This window comes from Mesorhizobium silamurunense (assembly GCF_014843905.1).
GTDB lineage: Bacteria > Pseudomonadota > Alphaproteobacteria > Rhizobiales > Rhizobiaceae > Mesorhizobium > Mesorhizobium silamurunense.
In genome coordinates this window covers 121,896-142,945 of the sequence record NZ_LPVS01000038.1, presented here as the reverse complement: position 1 = coordinate 142,945, position 21,050 = coordinate 121,896, and the positions used below count along the sequence as shown (strand labels likewise).

Below are 21,050 nucleotides of genomic sequence, written 5' to 3'. Positions count from 1 at the left end.
GCATCGATGATGAGTCTGCCGATCGAGCGCACCCGCCGCTGCGGCTCGATTGAGTTTGCTTGGTAGTTCGAACGGGCGCCGAGGTTGTTCCGGCAGCATCCTGATACCCTCATCGAACGGGCCATCTCGCGTCAGAGAGAAACGTCAGGCCGGCTGACGGCGAGTTGATTGCGCGTGGCCTCCAGCGGGCTCACCACTTGGTACGGCAGCCGGACAGCGGAAATATACCTTGCAACAACGCAAACTTGGGACGCTTTGCTCAAATACCGGTGGCCCTCCAATGTCGGGGTCTTGAGGCGCATATTGGTGACGGCCCGCTGCTCATCCGGCTCCGCCACATCGACGGGCTGGAGGTGCCTTCTCGGCGTCAATGCCTTGTCGACGGTCACGTGGCGCGCGATGATGCCTTGGTCAATGCCGAAGCTGGATGAAATCTTCCACAGATCGGGCTGGCCAGTGCCCCTGAGCTCGTGTTGAATCGGCTCAACAAAAATACTATCGCGGAAGTTGCGGAATGCTGCCGCAGTCTTGAATGTAGTATCATTGCAAAGTACATCGGGATAGGTAGTAATATTCATGCGGCTCACTCTAACCGACTTCCTTAAACTTCGGAAACTTGGAGACAGCGGCCGCTAGGCGGCACGCTCGATCGGCGCTGTAGTCAGGTCGTCGGCATCGCGTCGCGTCTTGCGCTGGCCCATCCAGCTGGTCCAGCCGAGCTTACCGCTATGTCCCAACCTGAGTTCCGGCACTTCTTCGTGTCGTAGGATCAGATTGACCTCCCAGTCCAGTTCATCTCCTAGGTAATTGCGGATGATCGTGGCCAAGGTCTCAAGGTCGGAGGTCCCCGGCAGAAGCCGCTGGTAATCAGCCAAGCCGAGCGGGCCGATAATGACGCGGAAGCGATGATGGTAGACTTTGATCCTGTCGCCAATTGCGGCTGTGCTGCCAAGTGCGCCAGTGCCTGCGTGGCGGCCGAGGAGGCAGAGCGCGTCGGGTGGCGACTGAACCCATTTGGGGACAAATTCACGGATTTCGACCGGCGCGACAAAGAAGCTGTTGAGGATAGCGACGAGTCCTTCAGCATTGCGCGTGTGCGAGGCAAGACGGCCTGTGAAGTGAAATTTCGCCAGATCGGGCATGGCGTCCCGGCCATGCAAAGACGTCATGCCAAAACCGGCGAGGGAGCCGAGCTGGAGGGCAAAGCGATCTACTTGTGGCCTGTCGTAGCTGACGGTCGGTTCGCTCTCCGCCCAGGCACGGAAGAAGAGCGAGGCTAGTCGATGATGAAAGATATCGGCAAACCGAACCAGCGTCTCGTCGGCGGCATTGCGCTGCCGAAAAAGGGCGTACTCCGTCAAATGCAAAGGCAGCGGACCGTTGGGCCCGAACAGGCCAAAGGCGTAGGTGGAAATACTGGCGGGATGGTTCTCTCCAGCCTCAGCTACCCAAGCGATAGACCGGGTCGGAAAGGCCAGCGCCGGCTGCTGTCCAATCCGCACCCGATCCAAGCCCGGGCGGCTCGATTCACCAAGCCTGGGGCGATCTGAGCAGATTGCGTCGACGACCCTCATAGCCTGAAAGAAATCATAGGCATGCGGCTCGGCCGCTACTGCGCTCAGAAACTGTGCGAGAGGGTCCGGCATCAGAGGATCGCCCGGCGACCAATCATTGACGGCCATCGCATCACTTTGCCGCGTTGCAACGTCGAGACGACCATCTCGGTGAAGCTGTTGATTGAGACATATTTGGCGAAGAACTGGTTGAGGACGGAGGCGAGGGGAAAAATGCCAACGCCTTCGAAAGCCGCTTCATCCAGGACGACGCTGATTTCGATTCCACGAGCGACCGAAGCTTGTCCCCCGCCTGGCAGCCGCCGCTCTATCGGTCGCGACTGGACTTCTCGTATTCCCTCGATCTGCCGCGACCCGAAAGTATCGTCCGGATCGACGTACAGGCCCAAGAGTTCTCGCAGCGCCTCTGCGCCGCCATGGCCGTCATTGTCGGAATTCGTGATCGAGAGATAATTCACCGATAGATGGCTGATCAGCTTCCACGCGACGTCGCCGGTGGCGAAGGAATGACGCGGCCTGGTCGGCAACGACAGACACCTTGTGACCGCGACCGGAGCTCCGATTTCGAGAGTGAAGTCTGTCTCTTTATGACCGATCGGCAGTAGCAGCGGCAGATGCCTGTTCGAGCAAAGGCATCGCACCGACAACTGCCGGGGATTCACCGAATTGGCAGCCGCCCGGCGCTCGACAAGTGAGATGAAGGTCTCGGTGCCTCCATAGTCAGTGCCGGCGCCGTTTAAGCGCTGGTCCTGCGACTGCAGGCGACGCTCTCGCCGGACTGTGTAATAGCTGGAGTGCTGCTCCTCCCGTCCATGGGCGCTGATGCTGTAGAATGGGAAAAACTGAACGCGGGCCGCTTCGCGGCTCTCTCCTTCGCCGCTCATCTCGATAATGGACTGAACCTCGAAGTCGAGCGGCCTCATTCGATCTACCACCAGATGATGCTCGTAGTTCTTATCGCTCAAGTGAATGCGATCCGCCTGGCGTTCGAAAAGATTGATAGCCGGCGTCGCGAACAGGGCGATGTTCTGAATTCCGAGGTGACGTTCCAACCGTGGCTCGGCACGGTTGAGGACGAATATGATCTCAAGGCTCTCTGTCGTCGACAGCGCCACGGCGTTGGCTAGCCCTGCGAGCTCGATGAACAAGGCTCGCTCTGCAAGGGCGAAATATTCTTGCAGCAGACGATACCCGTCGAAGGAGCGGGGAACCTCAGGCAGGAGAGCGAAATCGGGCTCCAGACAACACTGCTGCAACTGGCCGAGCGGGATTGTCTCCTGCCAGGGGGGAGGCAGGCTGGCGGGCCGCGCGACAATGGCGCAGGCATCGCCGATAAGCTGTTCGGCGACTGCCGAACCGATGCCATCAGGGCCGGCTAGGTAGAGTGTTAGCGCCCTCAGCGTGAGGTTTTTGAACGGCATCCCATTGGTTGTCCGAAGGCGCAGTCGCAGCGCGGCCTTCGCGTCTTGCCGCAGCGGAAGATTCAGGGCCGAAATTTGCGCCGGTGTCGTGTAGTAGTCTACAGCACTCACCGCGATCGGCCAGAGGTGGACATCGTGAGCCGTACGGAACTCGCAATGGGTAATCGCATCCGAAGCGAGTTGGCCCAGCAGCTTGGTTCCGCGCGGCACCACATATCCTTGCTCAAGCCGTCCGGCCAGCGGATCAGGCCCGAATTGGACGATTGTCATCGACGGGATGGGCGCCAGAAAATGGGGGTAGACCAATTCCAGGAGATGCTGCGTGAAATCTGGGAAACGAGCCTGCAGCTTCAACTGGACCCGCGCGGCCAGGAAGGCAAAACCTTCCAGCAGCCTCTCAACATATGGGTCGGCGGCCTCGGCTGCTTCCATTCCGAGTCGGCGGGCGACCTTTGGGAATGTGCGGGCAAACTCAGCTCCCATATCCCGCATATATGCAAGCTCATCATTGTATAGCCGCAGGAGCCTCGGGTCCATCAGCTTATCTCTGCGTCTAGACTGGTAACGCGGACCATCTTGCGTTCTCGATCAAGCTCGGTTCGGATCACAATGCGCAACGGCACGGGCTGCGCTAAGAGGTCGGCTTCGACCCTAAAGCCAAGAGAGCCGTCGGCGTGAGTGAGGGCCGTCACCTTGACACTGTTGGCAAGCAGCCGAGGTTCAAAAAGTTGCAAGCTGCCGGCGATCTCCCGTCCTAAGGCGGCAGTGTCGAGGCCATCGACGAGGTGCCCGGCAAAGGGCCGGATACCGTAGTTGAGCGTGCTGGATGCCACATGGGGGTAGGATTGGAGGTCTACGGTTGCGGCCAACTGGTTTGCGTTGAACAGCCATGACACGTCGCGCAGGATTAGTGCTTGTACTTGGCGCAGCGAAAGGCTGGATAATTTCGATGATTCGGACGCACTGCGCGGCTCGTCATCCGTGAGCCGGTCGAGAAGGGATGGCTGGATCAGGTTCCACTTAGCAGTGACAACCATGTTCAATCTCCAAATCCGCAGCGACGATCCGGGACCGAATGCGTGCCGAGCGGCCAGAACGCACGCGGTCGCGGATCTGCAAGCTGTCAGGCGACGAGCTTATTGAAGTCAGTACTGTTGGCGATTTGGTTCCAGATACCCTCACCAGCCTTGGTAAGAGAACCTTTGTCGTCCTGCCCGTAGTAGATGATCTTGCAGGCGCCAAATCGGAAGGTAATCGTCTCCTCCGGAGCTTCTTCGGCAAAGGACCACTCGACCTTCTCGATCGCAAGCATATTAAAGGACCAGTGTAAGAACAGGTTCGAAGCGGCAGTCGCGAGCCCTGCACCCGTCGATTTGAACAGCTTCAGGTCGACGCCGTTGAAATGGGCGCCGCGGCCACATGCCACGTACAGGGAAGCAGAGGCGTTATCCACCTGCTTCTTGATGGTGAAGACTTCGAACTCGGCCTTACCTGACCCGGCGCCAGCGGTGTGAGGGCCGATGTTGAGCTTGTTTTCCAATGAGAAACTCCACTGGTCGCCGAGCGTGATACCGTCCTTCAGGATAATGGATTCGCCCTTCGGCTGGATGCCGTCCTTGGACGCTTGCGTGAAACTCATGACTGCATCGAATGCCATGCTAAATCTCCTCTATCTGGCTGTTTCGGATCGACGGCCGGAATGGTCCCGAACCCGTGTGGTATTGGAGGCGTGCCTCCACTTGTGATGGCAGCACAAAGGGCCTCAGCCCTTGCGTGCCGCGGGTAGCCGCGACACCAGCCTCAGTGAGATCGTAAGGCCCTCGAGCTGATAGTGGGGTCGCAGATAGAATATGGCGGTGTAATAGCCGGGATTATCTTCGACTTCCTCGACCTTGACCTCTGCTGAGGAGAGCGGCTGTTGCGCCTTGCTTTCTTCGCTCCCCAACTCGGGCGAGGGATGGACATAGCCTTGGATCCACTGGTTCAGCCACTCCTCGACCTCATGCCGTTCTTTGAACGCGCCAATCTTGTCGCGGACCATGCACTTCAAGTAGTGGGCAAAGCGGCAGGTCGCAAAAATATAGGGCAGCCTGGCACTCAGCTCTGCATTCGCCGAGGCATCCTGGTCTGCGTATCTGATTGGCTTGTTGACGGTCTGGGCGCCCAGGAATACCCCCAGCTGTGTGTTTTTCCGATGCAACAATGGCAGAAGGCCATTCTTGGAGAGCTCCGACTCCCGCCGATCGCTGATCGCGATTTCCGTTGGGCATTTGAGGTCGACGCCACCGTCGTCGCTGGGGAAAGTGTGCACCGGAAGGTCTTCAACGAGGCCGCCGGACTCGAAACCACGGATTCTGGACAGCCAGCCGTAAAGCTTGAACGACCGCGTGATGTTTACCCCCATGGCATAGGCGGCATTTGTCCATAAATACTTTGCGCTATCGCTGCCGTCGGTGTCCTCTTCGAAGGCAAACTCATCGACTGGATTGGTCTTAGCGCCGTAGGGCAGCCGCCCGAGCACGCGTGGCAGTGTCAGCGCTACATAACGGGAATCCTCGCTCTCGCGAAAAGCTCGCCAGGCGGCGTGCTCAGGGGTCAGGAAGATCTTCGTGATGTCGCGTGGGTTGGCAAGTTCGCGCCAAGAATCCATCTGCAGCAAATGCGGCGAGGCAGCTGAGATAAACGGGGAGTGGCTTGCGGCAGCAACCTGCGCGATCCCCGCCAGCAGATCAATGTCCTGGGGACCATGGTCGAAGTAGTAGTCCGCTACCAAGCAGCCAAAGGGGTTGCCGCCAATCTGCCCATATTCCTCTTCGTAGACCTTCTTGAACAATGGGCTGTGATCCCAGGCTATCCCCTTGTACTTTCGCAGCGTTCGAGACAGTTCTTTTTTCGAAATGGAAAGAACGCGAATCTTCAACGTCTCGTCCGTCTCGGTGTTAAACGTGAGATGATGCAAGCCCCGCCAAGCCGACTCCAGCGCCTGAAAGTCCTGGTGATGGAGTATCTCGTTGATTTGCTCCGATAGTTTTTCGTCGATCGATGCTATAATCGACTGGATCGTCTCAACGGCATCGTCACTGATCAGCGGTGTATGTCGAAGTGCTTGGTCGGCCAACGTTCTGACCGCATTCTCCACCGCCTCGCGGGCTTGATCCGAACGGGTCTTGAACTCACGCTGCAGCAGGACGCCAAAATCATCGGGGTCGACGAGAGGCGGGGACTGCATCTGGGCGGGCATTGAGGTTACCAAAGTCATGATCACTGTTCCTTCGTCTCTGCGGAGGAGGATGGCGCCTCCACTGCTTCATCGGGTGCTTCATCGGTCGCTTCACTCTTGCGAAGGCCGCTGAAATTACTGAGCAGCGCGGGATTGGCGAGGAAGCGGGCGATTAGTTCCTCAGCCCCCATCTTGCCGTCCATGTAGGCTAAGAGATTGGAAAGCTGCATGCGGGCCTGCAAAAGCGCGCTGAGGCTTCCGACCTTGCGCGCCACGGCTGCCGGAGAGAAATCGTCCATAGACTCGAAGGTCAAGTCGACAGCTAGTTGGCCCTTCCCGGTCAAACGGTTGGGCACCCGCATGGCCACCCTGGGTGACAACGATCTGAGCCGGTCATCGAAATTATCGGCGTCGATCTCCATCATCTTTCGCTCGCCCACTGGGGGTAGCGGCTGGGCGGGATTGCCGGCGAGATCAGACATGACCCCCACGACGAAGGGAAGTTCCACCTTTTTTTGTGAGCCATAGGTTTCCAGGTCGTATTCGATCTGAACCCGCGGGGGGCGATTTCGGTTGATGAATTTCTGACTGCTTGCCTTTGCCATTCTTCGGTTTGTCCTTTCGAGATTCCGAGTTCATGCACCGGAGTCGCCCGTCAGACCGGCGATCAAGCGGTATTGAGCAGCCCCCTCCGGCGCGAGCTCCTCGAGCAGAGCCATAAAGTCCTTGGATACAAGGCGCTTGGCCCGCTCAAGCAGGGCTGGCACGGGGCTCGCCGGCTCGTTCACTTGATACCAGCGGCAGATACCGTCGAGTATGCTGATGACATCGTTACGGCCGCTAATCTCTTCCGGTTTGCGCACCTCGCCTCCTGCTGCCAGCGGCTGCAGAAGGGTTGCAGATGGAGGGGTTTTTTGGTGGCGACCTACCACGTCCTTGCCTTGCCGGAGCACCGAAAGCAGGGGCTCGAACCGGACAGCATCGATGATGTCGACGTGCTCCTTCGCTATCGCTTCCAGGTCGATCGCAGCCGTAAGGCTGGCGTCGAGGCTCGCCCCGAGTTGGGACAGGAGGGCGGGGTCGGTATCGCCGAAAGCAAGGTCGATGGTCGCTGAATCGATCTCACTCGATTGAGATCGCTGCGTCTCCATCCAATCGCGCAGGGTAAAGGTGCCAAACTGTCTGGAGGCGGTGAGGGGAACCTGGCAAACCTCCGCGATAAGCCCGCTGGGATCGCATAGATTTGCCAAGGCATTAATGCGCACCGTCTGATCGCCCGACTCTTCTACGTCTGGTCGCGGATGCAGCTCGGGCCAATAGAATTCCACATAGCCGGCGAGCAGCTCCAGGCCGTTGCGAAGTCCGGGGTAGCCGAATTGGCTGAGAGCGGAGCGGGTTAGCAGGACACCGACGCGCAGGTCCTTTGTGCGGGCAGCGAGCTCCAGACCAAGCTGCCAGACTTGGCGCCAGTCGGGAGCCTCCGCCGCTATGACGGAATCTCCCATCTGCCGGGCGGGCTTGCCCTGCGCCGCCATCTCAAGTTCGAGAAAACTCAGATCGTAGTCGAGAGCCTCACCGCATGGGTTGGCCTCGCTAACCGGCTTCAACAAATGATCTACATCGAGCATGGCTAATTTGCTGTTGCCCTAATCACGTTCGCGCCCCCAAAAGGCCAGGCCAGCCTCGGATAGTTTGTCTCTCTTAGGCGATGATCAGGTCTCATGCGGCATGCGAAATTGATATGCAGCCATGGCGGAGCCAACCTGCATTCCTGTCGCTTATGATTGCATGTCAACTACGCATGGAGGGTCTCAGAAAAACGCTTTAGAACTGCCTCGTTGAAGACCGATTTTACCGAAGGACGGCGGGCCAGGCGGATGTCTTGGGACAACAAGGTGGTTTGGTCGGAGGGGTTGTTCCTCCGGCCGCAGCATTTTCAGCAAAACGACCGTTATGTCGAAAAGCTGGTGCGCAGCAGAACGGCGGTTTTGCATGGCTATGGCTGGGGCATCACTCACCTCCGGCTCAATCGTGAGCTGCTTGGCTTGGGCAAGATCGCTATCGAAGCAGCGTGTGGCGTTTTGCCGGACGGCACTCCGTTCAGCATTCCAGATGACGCCGACCAGCCCACTCCGTACCAGGTTCCGGAGCATCTGCGCGACTCGCTCATCCACTTGGCGGTGCCCCTCTATCAACCAGGAGCGGTGGAAACGGATGCGCGAGCAGAAATCGACGTCCCAACCCGATTCGAGGTTGCAGCCCAGGATCTTGTCGACACAAATGCCGGCGAGCGAGGCAGCGCATCCATCGAGGTGGCGCGGCTGCGTTTTCAGCTCCTGCCGGACGCAGCAAATCGCGGTGGATTCGCCTGTCTTCCTGTAGCCCGCCTGATTGAGGTGCAGGCCGACCGGCAGATCGTTCTCGACGAGAACTACATCCCACCAACCCCTGACTGCGCCAGTTCTCCTATCCTATCAAATTACGTGACCGAAATCACTGGCCTGCTTCATCATCGTGGTGAGGCGCTGGCTGCGCGGGTTTCGCAGTCGGGCACGCGCGGGGTGGCGGAAATTGCTGATTTCCTCCTGCTCCAGGCGATCAATCGTTACGAGCCCTATTTCCGCCACCTTTTCAAAACCGCAGGCGTGAATCCAGTGAAGCTTTATGGCCTCACGGTCCAGTTGGCTGGTGAACTGGCCACGTTTTCCCGGACCGAGAAGCGTCCTCCGACCTTTGTCGGCTACAAGCACGACGCTCTCTCGCAAGCTTTTGCGCCGGTGATCAGTTCCATTCGTTCGTCGCTTAGCACTGTGCTAGAACGGACGGCGCTACCCTTGCCACTGCAGGAATATAAATACGGCGTCCATCTCGCCGAGGTGCGAGACCGTTCGTTGTTTACGAATGCGAGCTTCGTGCTAGCCGTGCGCGCCGATGTCGAGACCGAGCGACTGCAGCGCGAATTTCCGGCCCAAATCAAGATCGGCCCGGCTGAGAAGATCAAAGAGCTCGTCAATGTCGCATTGCAGGGGATCAGCATCAACCGCCTGCCGGTCGCCCCACGGCAGATCCCCTTTCATGTCGGTGTCACCTACTTTGAGATCGATCAGCAGAGTCGCCTCTGGAAGGAAATGCCTAACTCCGCTGGCTTGGCGCTGCACGTGGCCGGTGATTTTCCAAATCTCGAAATGGCGCTCTGGGCCATTCGGTCTCAATAGCCACCATTGGGGACTGCAGGCTCAACATGCCACTCATTCTACGTGTGACAAATATGGAGGCCGGCTCATCGGGGAGCCGCGGCATAAGCTGGCTGATTGAGTCAAGCGGCGGACTCTCCATAGGGGTGTCTGAGGACAATGGGTTCATTTTGTCGGATGTTCAGCAGACCCTCTCAACGCACCGCTTCTCGATTGAGCGTGCGGAAGGGGAATTCGTACTTATCGAGCGCAGCGGCAATGGCACGTCCTTGAATGGCGGGGCCAAGCCGCTGCCGTCGGACCTGCCTATTAACTTGACGACCGGTGATATCATTGAGGTCGGCAGCTATATAGTCAATGTCGATGCAGCATCGGTAGAGGACGCTGCCGAAGGCGAGCTGCGCACGGTAGGCTCGCCTGAGCAGTCGAGTCTTCTTGGGGCTGTTGAAATGGCTCCTCTCATACCGGTTGGCAGGACCACTCGACTGGGAGGGTTGCCGGCGGAGCCCTTCGATGAAGACCTCCTGCCGATGTCGTTCCTGGATGCTGAGCAAGATCTCTCATCTGGCAACGCGGGCGCTTGGCTGGTGGACAGTTATCCAGATCACATACCCGACCAGGTCGGCATCTTCGTGCAACCGGCGTCAAGCGTCGAGACCATTCCGGAGGATTGGGACCTCGCGACAGAACTCAGAATCACACAGGCCTCGACAGTTGCGCCAAGCCTCATCAGTGTCAGCAAAGGTCCTGCTCTAGGGGCCAGCCTCACCTCGGCACAGCCGGCGCCTGAGGAACCATCTCGTTCGATGGTGGCTGATCACACGGGTGCCTGCAACGAATATCATGCTGCCATAACGGCCTTTCTTGGGGCCTGCAGGCTATCTCTACCAGATCTCGGGCAAGCCGATATTTCAACTGTCATGGGCCGTGCGGGGCGGATGCTCCTGAATTCCGTCGTCGGTCTCAGCAGTGCGCTCTTCGCATGCGAGCGCGCCCGGCAAGAACCCGGCCTTCAATGTAAGACGACCGCGAGACCCGTCGAGAACCCCCTGAAGTTCATGCTGGACGCCAGGGACGTGTTGCACGCGGCTCTATGCTCCGACAGCCAGCGGACCCTTCATGGAGACATCGCCGTGGAGCAAGCCTTTGCTGACATCCAGGCGCATGAGGATTCGCTGTTGGCGGCATCGCGCCAAGCTTTACGCAGTGTTCGTGAACGTCTCTGCCCTGCAGCCATCGAGGCCTCGGTTGCGCCGACCAGAAAATTCTGGGGCGGTAGCCGAAAAGCCAGGGTTTGGGAGGAGTACTGCCGGGTCTTCGAAGACGTCGTCTCTGACATCGAGAATGATACGCTTCGCAGCTTTGGCTTCGAGCTAGGGCCTTCACTTCGGCGGAACGTCGGCAGCGAGCACGAGCCACAAGCGCGGACGAAAGAGCCGGCCCAAAGGAATGGGTAGTTATGTCGAGCGACGAAACCATCTCAAGTTCCAGCCCTGCCGTCGGCCCTGAGCTTCCGATATCAGACCAGCCGTTCGGGGAAACGCTAACTCTCCAGCGTCTCAATCCACTGGTCGCGGCCGCAGCAGCGCTATTGGGTCTCTGCGCTCACCTCAAGAGCAGTAGGGATCATTTTGATGTCGAGGAGTTACGCCTGCGGGTGTTGCGAGAGATCGATGCATTCCAGCGTCGGATAATGCCTCTCAAACTGCCGATGCGGGCAATTAAGCTCAGCAAATACGCTCTCTGTGCCACGATCGACGACATCGTTCTGAATACGGCCTGGGGTAGCCACAGCGTCTGGACAACTCGAAGCATGGTCGGAACGTTGTTCGGCGAAACTTGGGGCGGCGACCGCTTTTTCGAGCTTCTGGAGCAAATCAAAAAAACCTCTGCAAACGACGTCGATCTGCTGGAGTTGCTCTACTACTGCATGCGACTGGGGTTCGAAGGTCGCTTCAGGGTAGCCCCGCGAGGAGCCTCCGAACTCAGCGTGCTGTGCGAGGACACGTACCGCCTGATCCGGGCAGCGCGCGGTGACTTCGAGCGCGACATAGCTCCACACTGGCAGGAACGCTCCACAGAGCGGGGACCGCCCCGCAAATTCGCGCCACCTTGGGCCGCCGGCGCTTTCGGTGCAGCGGCCGTACTGTCGCTCTACGTGGGGCTTCTAGTTAGACTCGATGGCCAATCGGATGCGGTCGTCGCCAAGATGGCAACTCTGCCGCCGCGTGGAGCGGTGAGCTTGGCGAGGACCGCAGCACCGCCCCCAATCGTAGTGAGTAGCGATCGACTGCGTCGCTTTCTAGATGCCGAAATCCGCGATGGGTTGGTCGCTGTCACCGAGGATGCGCAGCAGATTCTGGTTACCATCCGCGCCTCGGGGATGTTCGACTCCGCAAGTTCGATCGTGAAAGATTCGTTCGTGCCGCTTTTCCTGCGGATTGGGCGAGCGCTGAACGAGCAGCCCGGGGCGGTTCTTTTGACCGGACACACGGATTCGATGCCGATTCAATCTCAGGCCTATCCTTCCAACCAAGACCTCTCAACGGCACGTGCCAAGGCAGCGGCTGAGATTATCAGATCGACGATGAGTGAGCCGGGCCACGTGCGGGAAGAAGGTAGAGGGAGCGGAGAACCGATCGCTTCGAACCGGACCCGGGAAGGTCGTGCCAAGAACCGCCGGATCGAAATTGCAATCACGAAGCCAAGCTGAGAGTTAAGCCCATGCAGTCATTCAAGAGAGCGCTCCAGGGCAAATGGCTCGCGATCGCAGCTGCCGGCTTGGTAAGTGCTGCTGTGATCTTTATTTTTGGACGACACCTTTCAATTGGAGGGCTCGTCCCACTCGATAGCCTTAGTGAGCAGCTTGCCGCGTCAACATTGATGCCGATCGCGTTCGTCTTGTTCTACATGATCCAAGGCAACATAGAAGACTTTTTCCTTACACGAGTGTCCGGCATGCTAGACGCGGTCCGGACAAAGCCAAGGGAGGCGGACGGGGCAGGATCGCCCGATCGGGGCGGACCGCCAGTCGGCGCCGCTGCCCAAGCAGAGCTGGAGACCATGTCAGCTCGTTTTCGCGAAACTCGCATCACGCTAAAAGGACTTCGTCTTCCCGGCATTCCCGGCAAGCGGCCGCGCTACCAACTGCCGTGCTACGCAATTATCGGTTCGCCCGAATCGGGAAAAACCACCGCCATTGCCAATTCCGGCCTCAGCTTCCCCCTGGCGGAAAAACCCAGGAGGAAATCGGTTGGTGTGCTCAAGGGCACGCGCAATTGCGATTGGTGGTTTACCGATCGCGCCGTACTCATCGACACTCCCGGTTACTACCTGGTTCACAAGCGCAATCCGGAACAGGACAAAGCGGTGTGGCATGGCTTCCTTCGCCTGCTTCGTCGCTGGCGTAGGCGCCAGCCGCTTAACGGGGTTTTGGTGACAATCGCAATCAATGAGCTGAGCTCATCATCCGAGGAGGAGCTCTTCGAACACGCCAGATGCATCCGACAGCGGATTCTTGAGCTGTATCGAGAACTCGGATTACGACTTCCGATTTATGTATTACTCACCAAGAGCGATCTTATTGCGGGATTTAACGAGTTCTTCGACGACCTTGGCCACGAGGGGCGCGAGGCCGTGTGGGGTTTCACTTTCGCCCAAGAGCCATCGGAAAGTGAAGGCGATCCGATGGAGTCATACCCAGCAGAATATGACGCACTCGTCGGGCGCCTCAATGACAGGCTGCTTGAACGAATGCAGCAAGAGAGCAGCATTCAGCGTCGCGCACTCGTATTCGGCTTCCCACAGCAGGTCGCGAGTCTCAAGTATTTGTCCCATCAATTCCTGCAGGAGGCCTTCACTCTCAATTCGTACGAGGATCCGATCATGCTCCGCGGCGTTTACTTCGTGAGCGGTATGCAGGTCGGCGCGCCGTTCGATCGCCTTGTTGGGGCCAGATTTCAGACATTCGGCATCTCGCAACCGGCTGGGCCTGTTCCTCCCGATCAGAAGCGTGGTTATTTTATTACTCGCTTGCTTCGCGAGGTGGTCTTCGCCGACGCTGGGCTTGTCGAGGTCCATCCCCGCGCCGAACGGCGTCGGCGGAGGCTTCGCCATGGCCTGCGCGCGGCGATGGCGGCAGGTGTGGCCATTGCTAGCGTCTTCTTGATCGTCACCTACGGTCGCAATGTCCACATGATCGAAAGGGTGCATCTATCGGTCAGCAGTTATGCTGAGGACGCGGAGAAGCTTAGGCTCGAACGGGTGGACAGTAGCGACTTTCGACCAGTGCCGCCGCTGCTCGAGCGGCTGCGCGACATGACGAGCGGCTATGATGAAGGCGTCACAGCGGGCAATCATTTCGCAGGATTAGCCCTAGATCAAAGCCAAAAGCTTGGGGTTGAAGCACGTGCAGCCTATCGCCGCGGGCTGAACACGATCTTGCTGCCGCGTCTCATTTTCCGACTGGAAACACTATTGGCGGAACACAAGGGCAATCCTCCGTTCCTCCATCAGGCGCTGAAAATTTATCTGATGCTGGGGGGACGGGGCCCGTTCCAGCCCGGCGTAATCAAGGACTGGATGACGCGCGACTGGGAGGTGATGTACCCAGCTGAGGCCGATGCCAGCCTTCGCCGTGCGTTGGGCGATCACCTAGACGCCCTTTTGGAGAACCCGCTGCCAACTATCGGCCTTAACAGCGATCTGATCGAAAAGAGCCGTGCGAAGCTGCAGACCATCTCGATCCCAGGACGGATCCTCAACATCATCACGACCACTCCGCGGGCCGCCCAACTTCCAACCTGGCGTCTGTCCGACCACGCTGGACCGATGGTAGGAGACGTCCTGATCCGCAAATCAGGACAGCCGCTCAACGCTGGGATCGCGGGTATCTACACCCGAGCCGGCTACCAAACATTCCTGCGATTGCTGCCACAGGCAGCAGATGCGGCTGCTGCAGAAGGTTGGGTGCTTGGCGACCAGGTGATCACCCCCGCCGGCGAGGACAGCCAGAAGCTGCAGCGTGCGGCCATGGATCTCTATTTGCAGGAGTTTGCATTTCATTGGGACAAACTCATCAATGACATCTCCATCCGCCCGATGGCCAGTGTCGACGACGCCCTGCGAAGGTTGAATGCGCTTTCGGCGCCGACATCGCCGATCCGTTTATTCCTCGCCGCGGCCGCGCAGGAGACCAAGCTCGGTGAACCATCGGCACCCGATCCCTCGACTCAAGGCAACAGCACTGCTCAGAAGGAGCCAGGGGAAGGCGACCTTCAGGCGCTCTTCCGATCGCCTGTCGCCGGTACTGCTGAAGGCTATGCCCAACTTTACACGGCCGAGCGTTTTCAATGGCTACACCAACTTGTCGAGGTGCCGCCAAACAGCCCGGCGGATGCTCAAGCGCCGATTGACAATGCTTTGCGTGATCTCGGCGCTCTTTACCAATCGCTCAGTGAGACCCAGGCGCAGGCCAGCTCAGGCTCCCCGGAAAGGAGTGATCAAACCGCTGTCGCGATCCGCAAAATTGAAGCGGGAGCCGCCAATATGCCACCACCCATCCAGCAGTGGATCGTCAGCGTGGGTCGGTTCAGCTCGAAACTCTCTTTGGGCGAGGCAGAGCGTTATGTCGCTAGCGTGTGGGCAAGCGGTGCCGGCGACTTATGCCGGCGGGCAACCGTAGGACGGTATCCCTTCGACCGTGCATCCCATCGAGACATCCCTTTGGGAGATTTCGCTCGGCTTTTCAGCCGCGACGGCGTTATCGACACGTTTTTTGCGCAGCACTTGGCTCGCATTGTTAATGCCTCCGAAGGCCCGCAAAAGACGCAGGTCACCAGAAGTTCCGATTTCCAAGTACACAAGGGCGCCTTGACCCAATTCCGACGGGCGGCCGCAATCCGGGACTCCATGTTCACTGATGCCGAGAAGCAGCCTTCATTTGAGTTCCTGCTCACCATCGCGGATACTGATCCGTCCACCAAGATGGTGGTTGTCGAGGTCGACGGGCAGCAACTCAGTCAACTGCGAGGAGCGTACAGGCCCAGGCGGTTCCGGTGGCCCACTGTCGGCGGCACCGGCGGCGCTTCGGTCACTTTGATAGGTTCCGAGCGCGCGTCTCTTTCCAAAGAGGGCGCCTGGGCGTTGTTTCGACTGTTGGATGAGGGGAAGACGCTTCGTCAAGAAAGCCCCGACCGTATCTACGTGCGACTGGCGGCCGGCCGCCAGTGGGCGACGTTCCTGCTTCAGGCCGACAACCTGACCAACCCCCTATCTCGCAATCTGCTGTCGCAGTTCAGATGTCCAAGATTCTAAGGAGAGCCATCGTTGCAGCCAAAGATAGATGCAGCTGTCGTGCGGTTAAAATCGGAAGGCGCCACTGCAGGTGCATCCGACGAAGCTCCGGTTCGAAACTGCCGACAAACGAGATGCCGGCCGAATGAGTTGGGTGCCTACGCCGGACCTTTCATGCAAACCGACTGGCTAAAGCCTTTATTCGTCCGTGCGTCAGGTCGCTGGTTTCCGCTGATCTTTCAACAGACCATCGGACGGCCCGTGAGCCACCTCAGCACGAAATGCGGCTGCCTCGCCAGCGGGCCGCCGCTGCTCGAAGCCCGACCGAAGCTTCGAGCTGTCCGAGCGTCGAGTCGTGTCTCGGATCTGACGGGAACGGTTGCCGTTTCGTCCATCTTCCGGCGTAAATTAACCTAAGACAGCCAATAAGGAGACGTATAATGAGCCAGGTACACAGCAAAGAAATGTTGTACAAATATATGAATGTGATAAATAACTCTGGAGAAGGACTTGAGTTTTGCTTTGCAGTCGGCACTATCGTCATTAGCGGTGAGGAAAAGCCGGTTCCAGTTGCCTTGGTGCGGAAAAAAGGTCTGGCGAGCCTCAGGCGTGTTTTGGAAGATATGCCATACAAAACACCCAAAGGTGTTCAGGAACCCAGTGAGTTTAAATTTCTGGGGTCTGGCACGGGGAGTATGCGAGAGGGCGTTATTGTCGTACGAATGGCCAAGGGCAAATTCATTACCGTCAAAACGCAAATGAAGCGATATTTCAAAAATTTGAAAGTAAGCCTTCCTGATATACAGGAAGCAGAACCCCTGAATGAAGAAGATCTAAATCGTTTCGAAGTAGCCGCTCAGGAGAACGCGGACGACTTACCGTCAGACACTGATCACAAGGTCGCTCAACAGAGCCCAGCGGGAGGCGCCGAGGACACCCTCTCAGAGGTGATGAAGCAAACTGTTACCACTTCGGCAGCGTCAATCGCAGCTCACGCCATTCGCGTTAGTCGGCAAAGCGGGTTAATGCAAACCGCCGAACTTGGCCCATTGACGGAAAAAATCGCCCATTGGCTCAAAGGCGTGGTGGCCGCGACGCCGTTGGAAGAGCAAGAGAATGCGCTCTACAATTTCACTTGCCGGCTGCTACTGATGCTGGCGTACGACGATAATCGGCGAAATCTCCAGTATGTCGACGACGCGGTCGAAGCAGACGAGGCGCACGCGGATAGCCCCCGAAAGTCGGACGAGACAGGCGTAAGCGAAGGCGCCGGCGGCAAAACGGTCATTATAGATGGGATCGACCTCGACAGTGTTCAGAGAGACACCGTCGAGAAGGACGAGGTCGTGGAAACCCTGTTCCGAATGACCAAGGCAAAGGCTCAAGAGCGACGGCTGCCCTATCCTATCGAAAAGGCGAGCTCCGACAGAATTGGAAGGATGGTGTCATCGCAATGGCCCAAAGAAGAAGGCCAGGCGGCCAGCAGGCGCGAGATTGTGGAGCGTCTGATAGCCGTGGTGGAGCAGCGGCTGGGCAACGATGATCAACTGATCGGCCTGCTCGGCTTCAACAAGACGGACAAGCTGGACCCTGATTTCGCCAGCTCCGTTCGGAGCATCGAAGCTAAATGGCAAGCATGCCGCGACGCCGTGTTGGTGCATTGGGAGGAGACGAAGAGCAAAATCAGCGAGAAGTACGATGTCGAAGCCCTCGGGGGAACCTGGAAACCTGTCGACGATATTATCCTGAAGGTCAATGATACGGTATCCAGCCAGATCACTACCTTAATCGAGCAAGAAGCCGAGCCAGGAGTTGACGCGATCGCGCGCGGTGAAGCAATCGTCGAATCGGTTCTTCGCGACCTCGACGGTAACAACTTCATCCAACTGCTTGACAATCCTCCGGCCGCCTTCGCGCCTATCCTGATCGGGAAGAGGCTGCGGGACGGGATCGGTAGTGTCGGCAGCGAGCTGAAGCGCATCAAAACCTCTCTCGCCTCAGCCGTTCCGGCGAACTAGCAGCTCAGTATAACAGCTTCGCGTGTTCAGCTCCCCGCTGCTAGCAAATCGCGTCTGAATTGGCGAGGACGGTATTGCTGGTTGACGTGGAGCTGATCCGCGAAATGGCCAAGGGCGCACCTTCGTCGCTTCGTCGCCGACCAGCCCAATACCGTACTGATCGGCGGCGCCGGACCGGCAAGTCGCACCTAGCCATGATCCGCAAGCCGGAATGTCATGCCTCAAGCGCGCTTATACTTGCCGCGCTGCTCATGGTGCGGGCCCAACCACTTCAAGGCCCACGTCTGGTCCTCAACCGTGGCCCATATCCCCCGTCGTGAGGCCTCCAGCCAACCTGATCCCACGTCCGCATTGCAGGTGGTTCCGTCGGCATGCCGCCCTGCGGTGGCGCTGCGTACAGGCGTTTGCGGACCGAAAGTAGGGTATTCAGTCTAGCGTAACGCGCCGCCGACGGCAGCAAAATGTGGCGCGCCAACAGGACTGATAGCATGCGATGATGAAGCCAATTTGTGGGAATGCGGTGAGGATTGGCAGTCCTGGCTGGTGATATGACCAAGCAGACTACGCTCGCTGCTGAACACGCCTGGAGGCTCTCGACGATGTTTCAGGGCGTCGTGACTACACCCTTCTCGCGACGGGTAGGCGAGCCTCGCCTTCGTCCCCCAGCATTAGATATAAATCCGCGGAAAGTTCTCGTAGCTCTGAGCCCTCAGGTGCGCCTTCATCCGCTCCGGAATTCTGTTACCAAACAGCTCAACTGTGCAGTCAGCGTTTAGGCGCTCTAGGATATAAGGTAGGGCCGTCGTCGCGTTGCCAATCCCTGTCAGCAAGTTTGAACTCAGGTTGAGCTGCCGAAGGTTGGTCGGGAGGTTAGGGGGCAGATGAGTCAGTTCATTGTGGGGGACTTCCAGCATCTGAAGCCCAGCTGGTAGGTTCTCTGGCAGGTGAGTCAGTTCATTGTGGCCGGCTTTGAGGTCCTGTAGATCGGTCGGGAGACGCTCTGGCAAGCTTGTGAGTTCGTTGTTGTTGGCGTGAAGCTCTCTCAGCTTCGGGGGGAGAGTCTCCGGCAGGTAGGCCAATTGGTTGTTGTTGGCGTAAAGCCGTTCAAGCGTGGGCGGAAGCGTATCGGGCAGGCTCGTCAGGCGGTTACTGTTCGCATCGACCATCTTGAGCCCGGGCGGAAGCGTGTCAGGCAGCCTGGTTAGCCGGTTGCCGGCGGCGGCTAGGTTCTCGAGCGCGGCCGGAAGGACCTCAGGCAGCCTGGTCAGTTGGTTGTCGGAGGCATCGAGCGCTCGCAGAGCGGGCGGGAGAGCGTCGGGCAGCCTGGCAAGCTCGTTGCTGCTAACGTTAAGCCGCTCGAGTCCGAAAGGCAGGGGGGGCAGCGCTGTCAGGGACAGTGATGTCAGATCGAGCCGGCCACGGAGATTGCCGGTCTCCAGCCACTCTCCGATTCGTCTTATCGCCTCGTTCCGGTCCTCTCCCTCCCCTTGCTCCTCTTCGTCGCCCCATGTTTGCAGCCTCTCTTTCAGCTCCATTTCCTGAAACGACGAACCAGCGGAAGAGCTCTCCTCCGTCCCAGTTAAGGCTTCGATCCAGCGACCCGTATTCACCATCGCCGTCTCTCCCTGGCGTTATCACATGAGCACCCATATTGCGGGACACAGCGCGATCTTCGCCATGCAAAATCGATATTCCAGTATGCTCCGGGGAAATGGCCAGAGTAATTTCTCGAGCTGACGGCGAATGCATCCGTCGCGATAGTGCGTATCCGCTCGCGGAGACAGCGGAGCATTCATCAAGGAGTGGAGCGGCCGCCCGCCTGACTGGCAAGCCACCTTCGCCAAGACAAAACCCGCGACCAGCGCTTCGTCCTTCGCGACAGACCCGGCCAATTATCCTCAGGGCAGGGGACCGGAAATGGCTATCACGTTGGCCCCCTTCGCCCCGACCGCCGAAGGCAAACCGGTGTCAAGACGCGCAAATTGGGCATGACAAACATTCGCTTCTTTCCGGTTCGCCTCCTTTGAGGAGCCGGCCCATCGCCACCCCATCCAGCGCGTCCTCACGACAAGCCCGCCGAATGCCATTTTGTCGCGTGTGAATGCCGAATAGAGTTCCCGAAATTGAGCGCTCCTGCGACTAATGTCAGCGGAGGCGAAGGATACCCGAGCCGGCTCTGCATGTATCGAGGCGTTCTTCAAAACTCCAGCTTGTGTTGTTCTTCGCATCATCCGCCCGGCCCTCCGTGAGGCTCGGACAACCTCGAATCCTATCCCAACCCGAGCCATCGAGCCCTCGGTTTTGTGGAGCATCGCCAGCGAGGAGCGTAGGTCTTCGATGTGAATCGGCATGCAAAATTGACCCCCTAGACGGGAGGATCGGCGTCCAAAATTGACCCCCCTCGTTCTGTCGATCTGCGACCATCCGCTTGTTTTGATGAGCGGATGGAGAGGGGATGAAGTCAGTGGATACGATCGCTCGGGTCCGGCGCGCTTTCCATGTTGAAGGATGGTCTCTGAAGCGGATCAGCCGCGAGCTGCATGTGTCGCGCAACACGGTGCGCAGGATACTGCGATCGAACGAGACCTCCTTCTCCTACGAGCGCGAACATCAGCCGAAGCCGAGGATCGGCCCCTGGCAGGCGCAGCTCGATGCGCTGCTCGACGGCAACCTGGCAAAGCCGCAGCGCGAGCGCCTGACGATGATCCGCATCTACGAGGAGCTTTGCGCTCTCGGCTATGAGGGTAGCTACGACGCGGTCCGACGGCATGCCAAGACCGGCAGCGGGCACGGGGTGCAGCAATGGCTGAGGCCTATGTGCCGCTGTTCTTCGCGCCGGGCGAGGCCTACCAGTTCGACTGGAGCCACGAGATCGTCCTGATCAACAGCGTGACGGTGACCGTGAAGGTCGCCCACATCAGGCTCTGCCACAGCGGCATGATGTTCGTCAGGGCCTATCCGCGCGAGACGCAGGAGATGGTGTTCGATGCTCATGACCGGGCCTTCGCCTTCTTCGGCGGGGCCTGCACGCGCGGCATCTACGACAACATGAAGACGGCGGTGGAGACGGTCTTCGTCGGTAAGGACCGTCAGTACAATCGCCGCTTCCTGCAGATGTGCAGCCACTATCTGGTCCAGCCCGTCGCCTGCACGCCGGCGTCGGGCTGAGAGAAGGGGCAGGTCGAGAACCAGGTCGGCCTGGTGCGCGAGCGCTTCTTCACCCCGTGGCTGCGCTTCAAAAGATACGAGGAGCTGAACGCCTGGCTGCTCGACAAATGCGTCGCCTGGGCCAAGGCCCACCGCCCCAGGATTTCGGTGATGGCGCTATA

At 58.7% G+C, this 21,050-nt stretch carries 14 protein-coding genes and 1 pseudogene; 6 read left to right on the top strand and 9 right to left on the bottom strand.

The features are described from left to right. Positions 1 to 131: 131 nt before the first annotated feature. From AU465_RS11170 to tssA, 8 genes are all read right to left on the bottom strand, one after another. Positions 132 to 578 carry a hypothetical protein gene (locus tag AU465_RS11170; protein WP_192246847.1) on the bottom strand — a complete coding sequence of 149 codons (447 nt, stop codon included), beginning with the start codon at positions 576 to 578 and terminating at the stop codon, positions 132 to 134. A 54-nt stretch (positions 579 to 632) separates the two neighbouring features. Next, a complete protein-coding gene (tssG, locus tag AU465_RS11165; protein WP_192246845.1) occupies positions 633 to 1,682 on the bottom strand; it encodes a type VI secretion system baseplate subunit TssG in 1,050 nt (349 codons plus the stop codon). Further along, on the bottom strand, positions 1,646 to 3,478 hold the full coding sequence (tssF, locus tag AU465_RS11160; RefSeq protein ID WP_246506020.1) for a type VI secretion system baseplate subunit TssF: 1,833 nt from the start codon (positions 3,476 to 3,478) through the stop codon (positions 1,646 to 1,648). Before tssF ends, tssG begins: the two co-directional genes overlap by 37 nt. Positions 3,479 to 3,531: 53 nt before the next feature. After that, the gene (gene tssE, locus AU465_RS11155) at positions 3,532 to 4,032 is read right to left on the bottom strand and encodes a type VI secretion system baseplate subunit TssE (RefSeq protein WP_192246841.1); all 501 of its coding nucleotides are present in this window, start codon (positions 4,030 to 4,032) and stop codon (positions 3,532 to 3,534) included. An 86-nt stretch (positions 4,033 to 4,118) separates the two neighbouring features. Next, on the bottom strand, positions 4,119 to 4,652 hold the full coding sequence (locus AU465_RS11150; protein WP_192246839.1) for a type VI secretion system tube protein Hcp: 534 nt from the start codon (positions 4,650 to 4,652) through the stop codon (positions 4,119 to 4,121). Between the two features lie 105 nt (positions 4,653 to 4,757). Beyond that, on the bottom strand, positions 4,758 to 6,254 hold the full coding sequence (gene tssC / locus AU465_RS11145) for a type VI secretion system contractile sheath large subunit (RefSeq protein ID WP_192246837.1): 1,497 nt from the start codon (positions 6,252 to 6,254) through the stop codon (positions 4,758 to 4,760). A gap of 2 nt (positions 6,255 to 6,256) precedes the next feature. Further along, positions 6,257 to 6,820, bottom strand: a complete 564-nt coding sequence (gene tssB / locus AU465_RS11140) for a type VI secretion system contractile sheath small subunit (protein ID WP_192246834.1) — start codon at positions 6,818 to 6,820, stop codon at positions 6,257 to 6,259. Positions 6,821 to 6,850: 30 nt separating this feature from the next. After that, positions 6,851 to 7,843 (bottom strand): type VI secretion system protein TssA, encoded by a 993-nt coding sequence (tssA, locus tag AU465_RS11135; RefSeq protein WP_192246832.1) that lies wholly within the window; start codon positions 7,841 to 7,843, stop codon positions 6,851 to 6,853. Positions 7,844 to 8,092: 249 nt separating this feature from the next. Here tssA and tssK point away from each other — a divergent pair, with 249 nt between their 5' ends. The 5 genes from tssK to AU465_RS11110 all read left to right on the top strand — a co-directional run bounded on the left by tssK (position 8,093) and on the right by AU465_RS11110 (position 17,721). After that, positions 8,093 to 9,430: a type VI secretion system baseplate subunit TssK gene (gene tssK, locus AU465_RS11130; protein WP_192246907.1), complete on the top strand. Its 1,338-nt coding sequence runs from the start codon at positions 8,093 to 8,095 to the stop codon at positions 9,428 to 9,430. A 26-nt stretch (positions 9,431 to 9,456) separates the two neighbouring features. Then, positions 9,457 to 10,866 carry a type VI secretion system-associated FHA domain protein TagH gene (tagH, locus tag AU465_RS11125; RefSeq protein WP_192246830.1) on the top strand — a complete coding sequence of 470 codons (1,410 nt, stop codon included), beginning with the start codon at positions 9,457 to 9,459 and terminating at the stop codon, positions 10,864 to 10,866. A 2-nt stretch (positions 10,867 to 10,868) separates the two neighbouring features. After that, positions 10,869 to 12,122, top strand: a complete 1,254-nt coding sequence (gene icmH / locus AU465_RS11120; protein ID WP_192246828.1) for a type IVB secretion system protein IcmH/DotU — start codon at positions 10,869 to 10,871, stop codon at positions 12,120 to 12,122. Between the two features lie 11 nt (positions 12,123 to 12,133). After that, positions 12,134 to 15,724 carry a type VI secretion system membrane subunit TssM gene (gene tssM, locus AU465_RS11115; RefSeq protein WP_192246825.1) on the top strand — a complete coding sequence of 1,197 codons (3,591 nt, stop codon included), beginning with the start codon at positions 12,134 to 12,136 and terminating at the stop codon, positions 15,722 to 15,724. A gap of 419 nt (positions 15,725 to 16,143) precedes the next feature. Further along, entirely contained in the window at positions 16,144 to 17,721 is a 1,578-nt protein-coding gene (locus AU465_RS11110; RefSeq protein ID WP_192246823.1) for a hypothetical protein, read from the top strand. A 668-nt stretch (positions 17,722 to 18,389) separates the two neighbouring features. On the opposite strand, the gene AU465_RS11105 is transcribed toward AU465_RS11110, so the two are convergent. Further along, positions 18,390 to 19,334, bottom strand: a complete 945-nt coding sequence (locus AU465_RS11105) for a leucine-rich repeat domain-containing protein (RefSeq protein WP_192246821.1) — start codon at positions 19,332 to 19,334, stop codon at positions 18,390 to 18,392. 842 nt (positions 19,335 to 20,176) lie between these two features. Here AU465_RS11105 and istA point away from each other — a divergent pair. Then, a pseudogene (istA, locus tag AU465_RS11100) lies at positions 20,177 to 21,021 on the top strand (IS21 family transposase); the annotation flags it as partial. Positions 21,022 to 21,050: the final 29 nt, after the last annotated feature.

What these genes read in the sequence shown, in the direction of transcription:
- tssF (WP_246506020.1), bottom strand. Translation starts at nt 3,478, where the DNA reads ATGGGAGCTGAGTTTGCCCGCACATTCCCAAAGGTCGCCCGCCGACTC.
- icmH (WP_192246828.1), top strand. Translation starts at nt 10,869, where the DNA reads ATGTCGAGCGACGAAACCATCTCAAGTTCCAGCCCTGCCGTCGGCCCT.
- tssM (WP_192246825.1), top strand. Translation starts at nt 12,134, where the DNA reads ATGCAGTCATTCAAGAGAGCGCTCCAGGGCAAATGGCTCGCGATCGCA.
- tssC (WP_192246837.1), bottom strand. Translation starts at nt 6,254, where the DNA reads ATGACTTTGGTAACCTCAATGCCCGCCCAGATGCAGTCCCCGCCTCTC.
- tssE (WP_192246841.1), bottom strand. Translation starts at nt 4,032, where the DNA reads ATGGTTGTCACTGCTAAGTGGAACCTGATCCAGCCATCCCTTCTCGAC.
- AU465_RS11150 (WP_192246839.1), bottom strand. Translation starts at nt 4,652, where the DNA reads ATGGCATTCGATGCAGTCATGAGTTTCACGCAAGCGTCCAAGGACGGC.
- tssG (WP_192246845.1), bottom strand. Translation starts at nt 1,682, where the DNA reads ATGGCCGTCAATGATTGGTCGCCGGGCGATCCTCTGATGCCGGACCCT.
- AU465_RS11170 (WP_192246847.1), bottom strand. Translation starts at nt 578, where the DNA reads ATGAATATTACTACCTATCCCGATGTACTTTGCAATGATACTACATTC.
- tssB (WP_192246834.1), bottom strand. Translation starts at nt 6,820, where the DNA reads ATGGCAAAGGCAAGCAGTCAGAAATTCATCAACCGAAATCGCCCCCCG.
- AU465_RS11105 (WP_192246821.1), bottom strand. Translation starts at nt 19,334, where the DNA reads ATGGTGAATACGGGTCGCTGGATCGAAGCCTTAACTGGGACGGAGGAG.
- AU465_RS11110 (WP_192246823.1), top strand. Translation starts at nt 16,144, where the DNA reads ATGAGCCAGGTACACAGCAAAGAAATGTTGTACAAATATATGAATGTG.
- tssK (WP_192246907.1), top strand. Translation starts at nt 8,093, where the DNA reads ATGTCTTGGGACAACAAGGTGGTTTGGTCGGAGGGGTTGTTCCTCCGG.
- tagH (WP_192246830.1), top strand. Translation starts at nt 9,457, where the DNA reads ATGCCACTCATTCTACGTGTGACAAATATGGAGGCCGGCTCATCGGGG.
- tssA (WP_192246832.1), bottom strand. Translation starts at nt 7,843, where the DNA reads ATGCTCGATGTAGATCATTTGTTGAAGCCGGTTAGCGAGGCCAACCCA.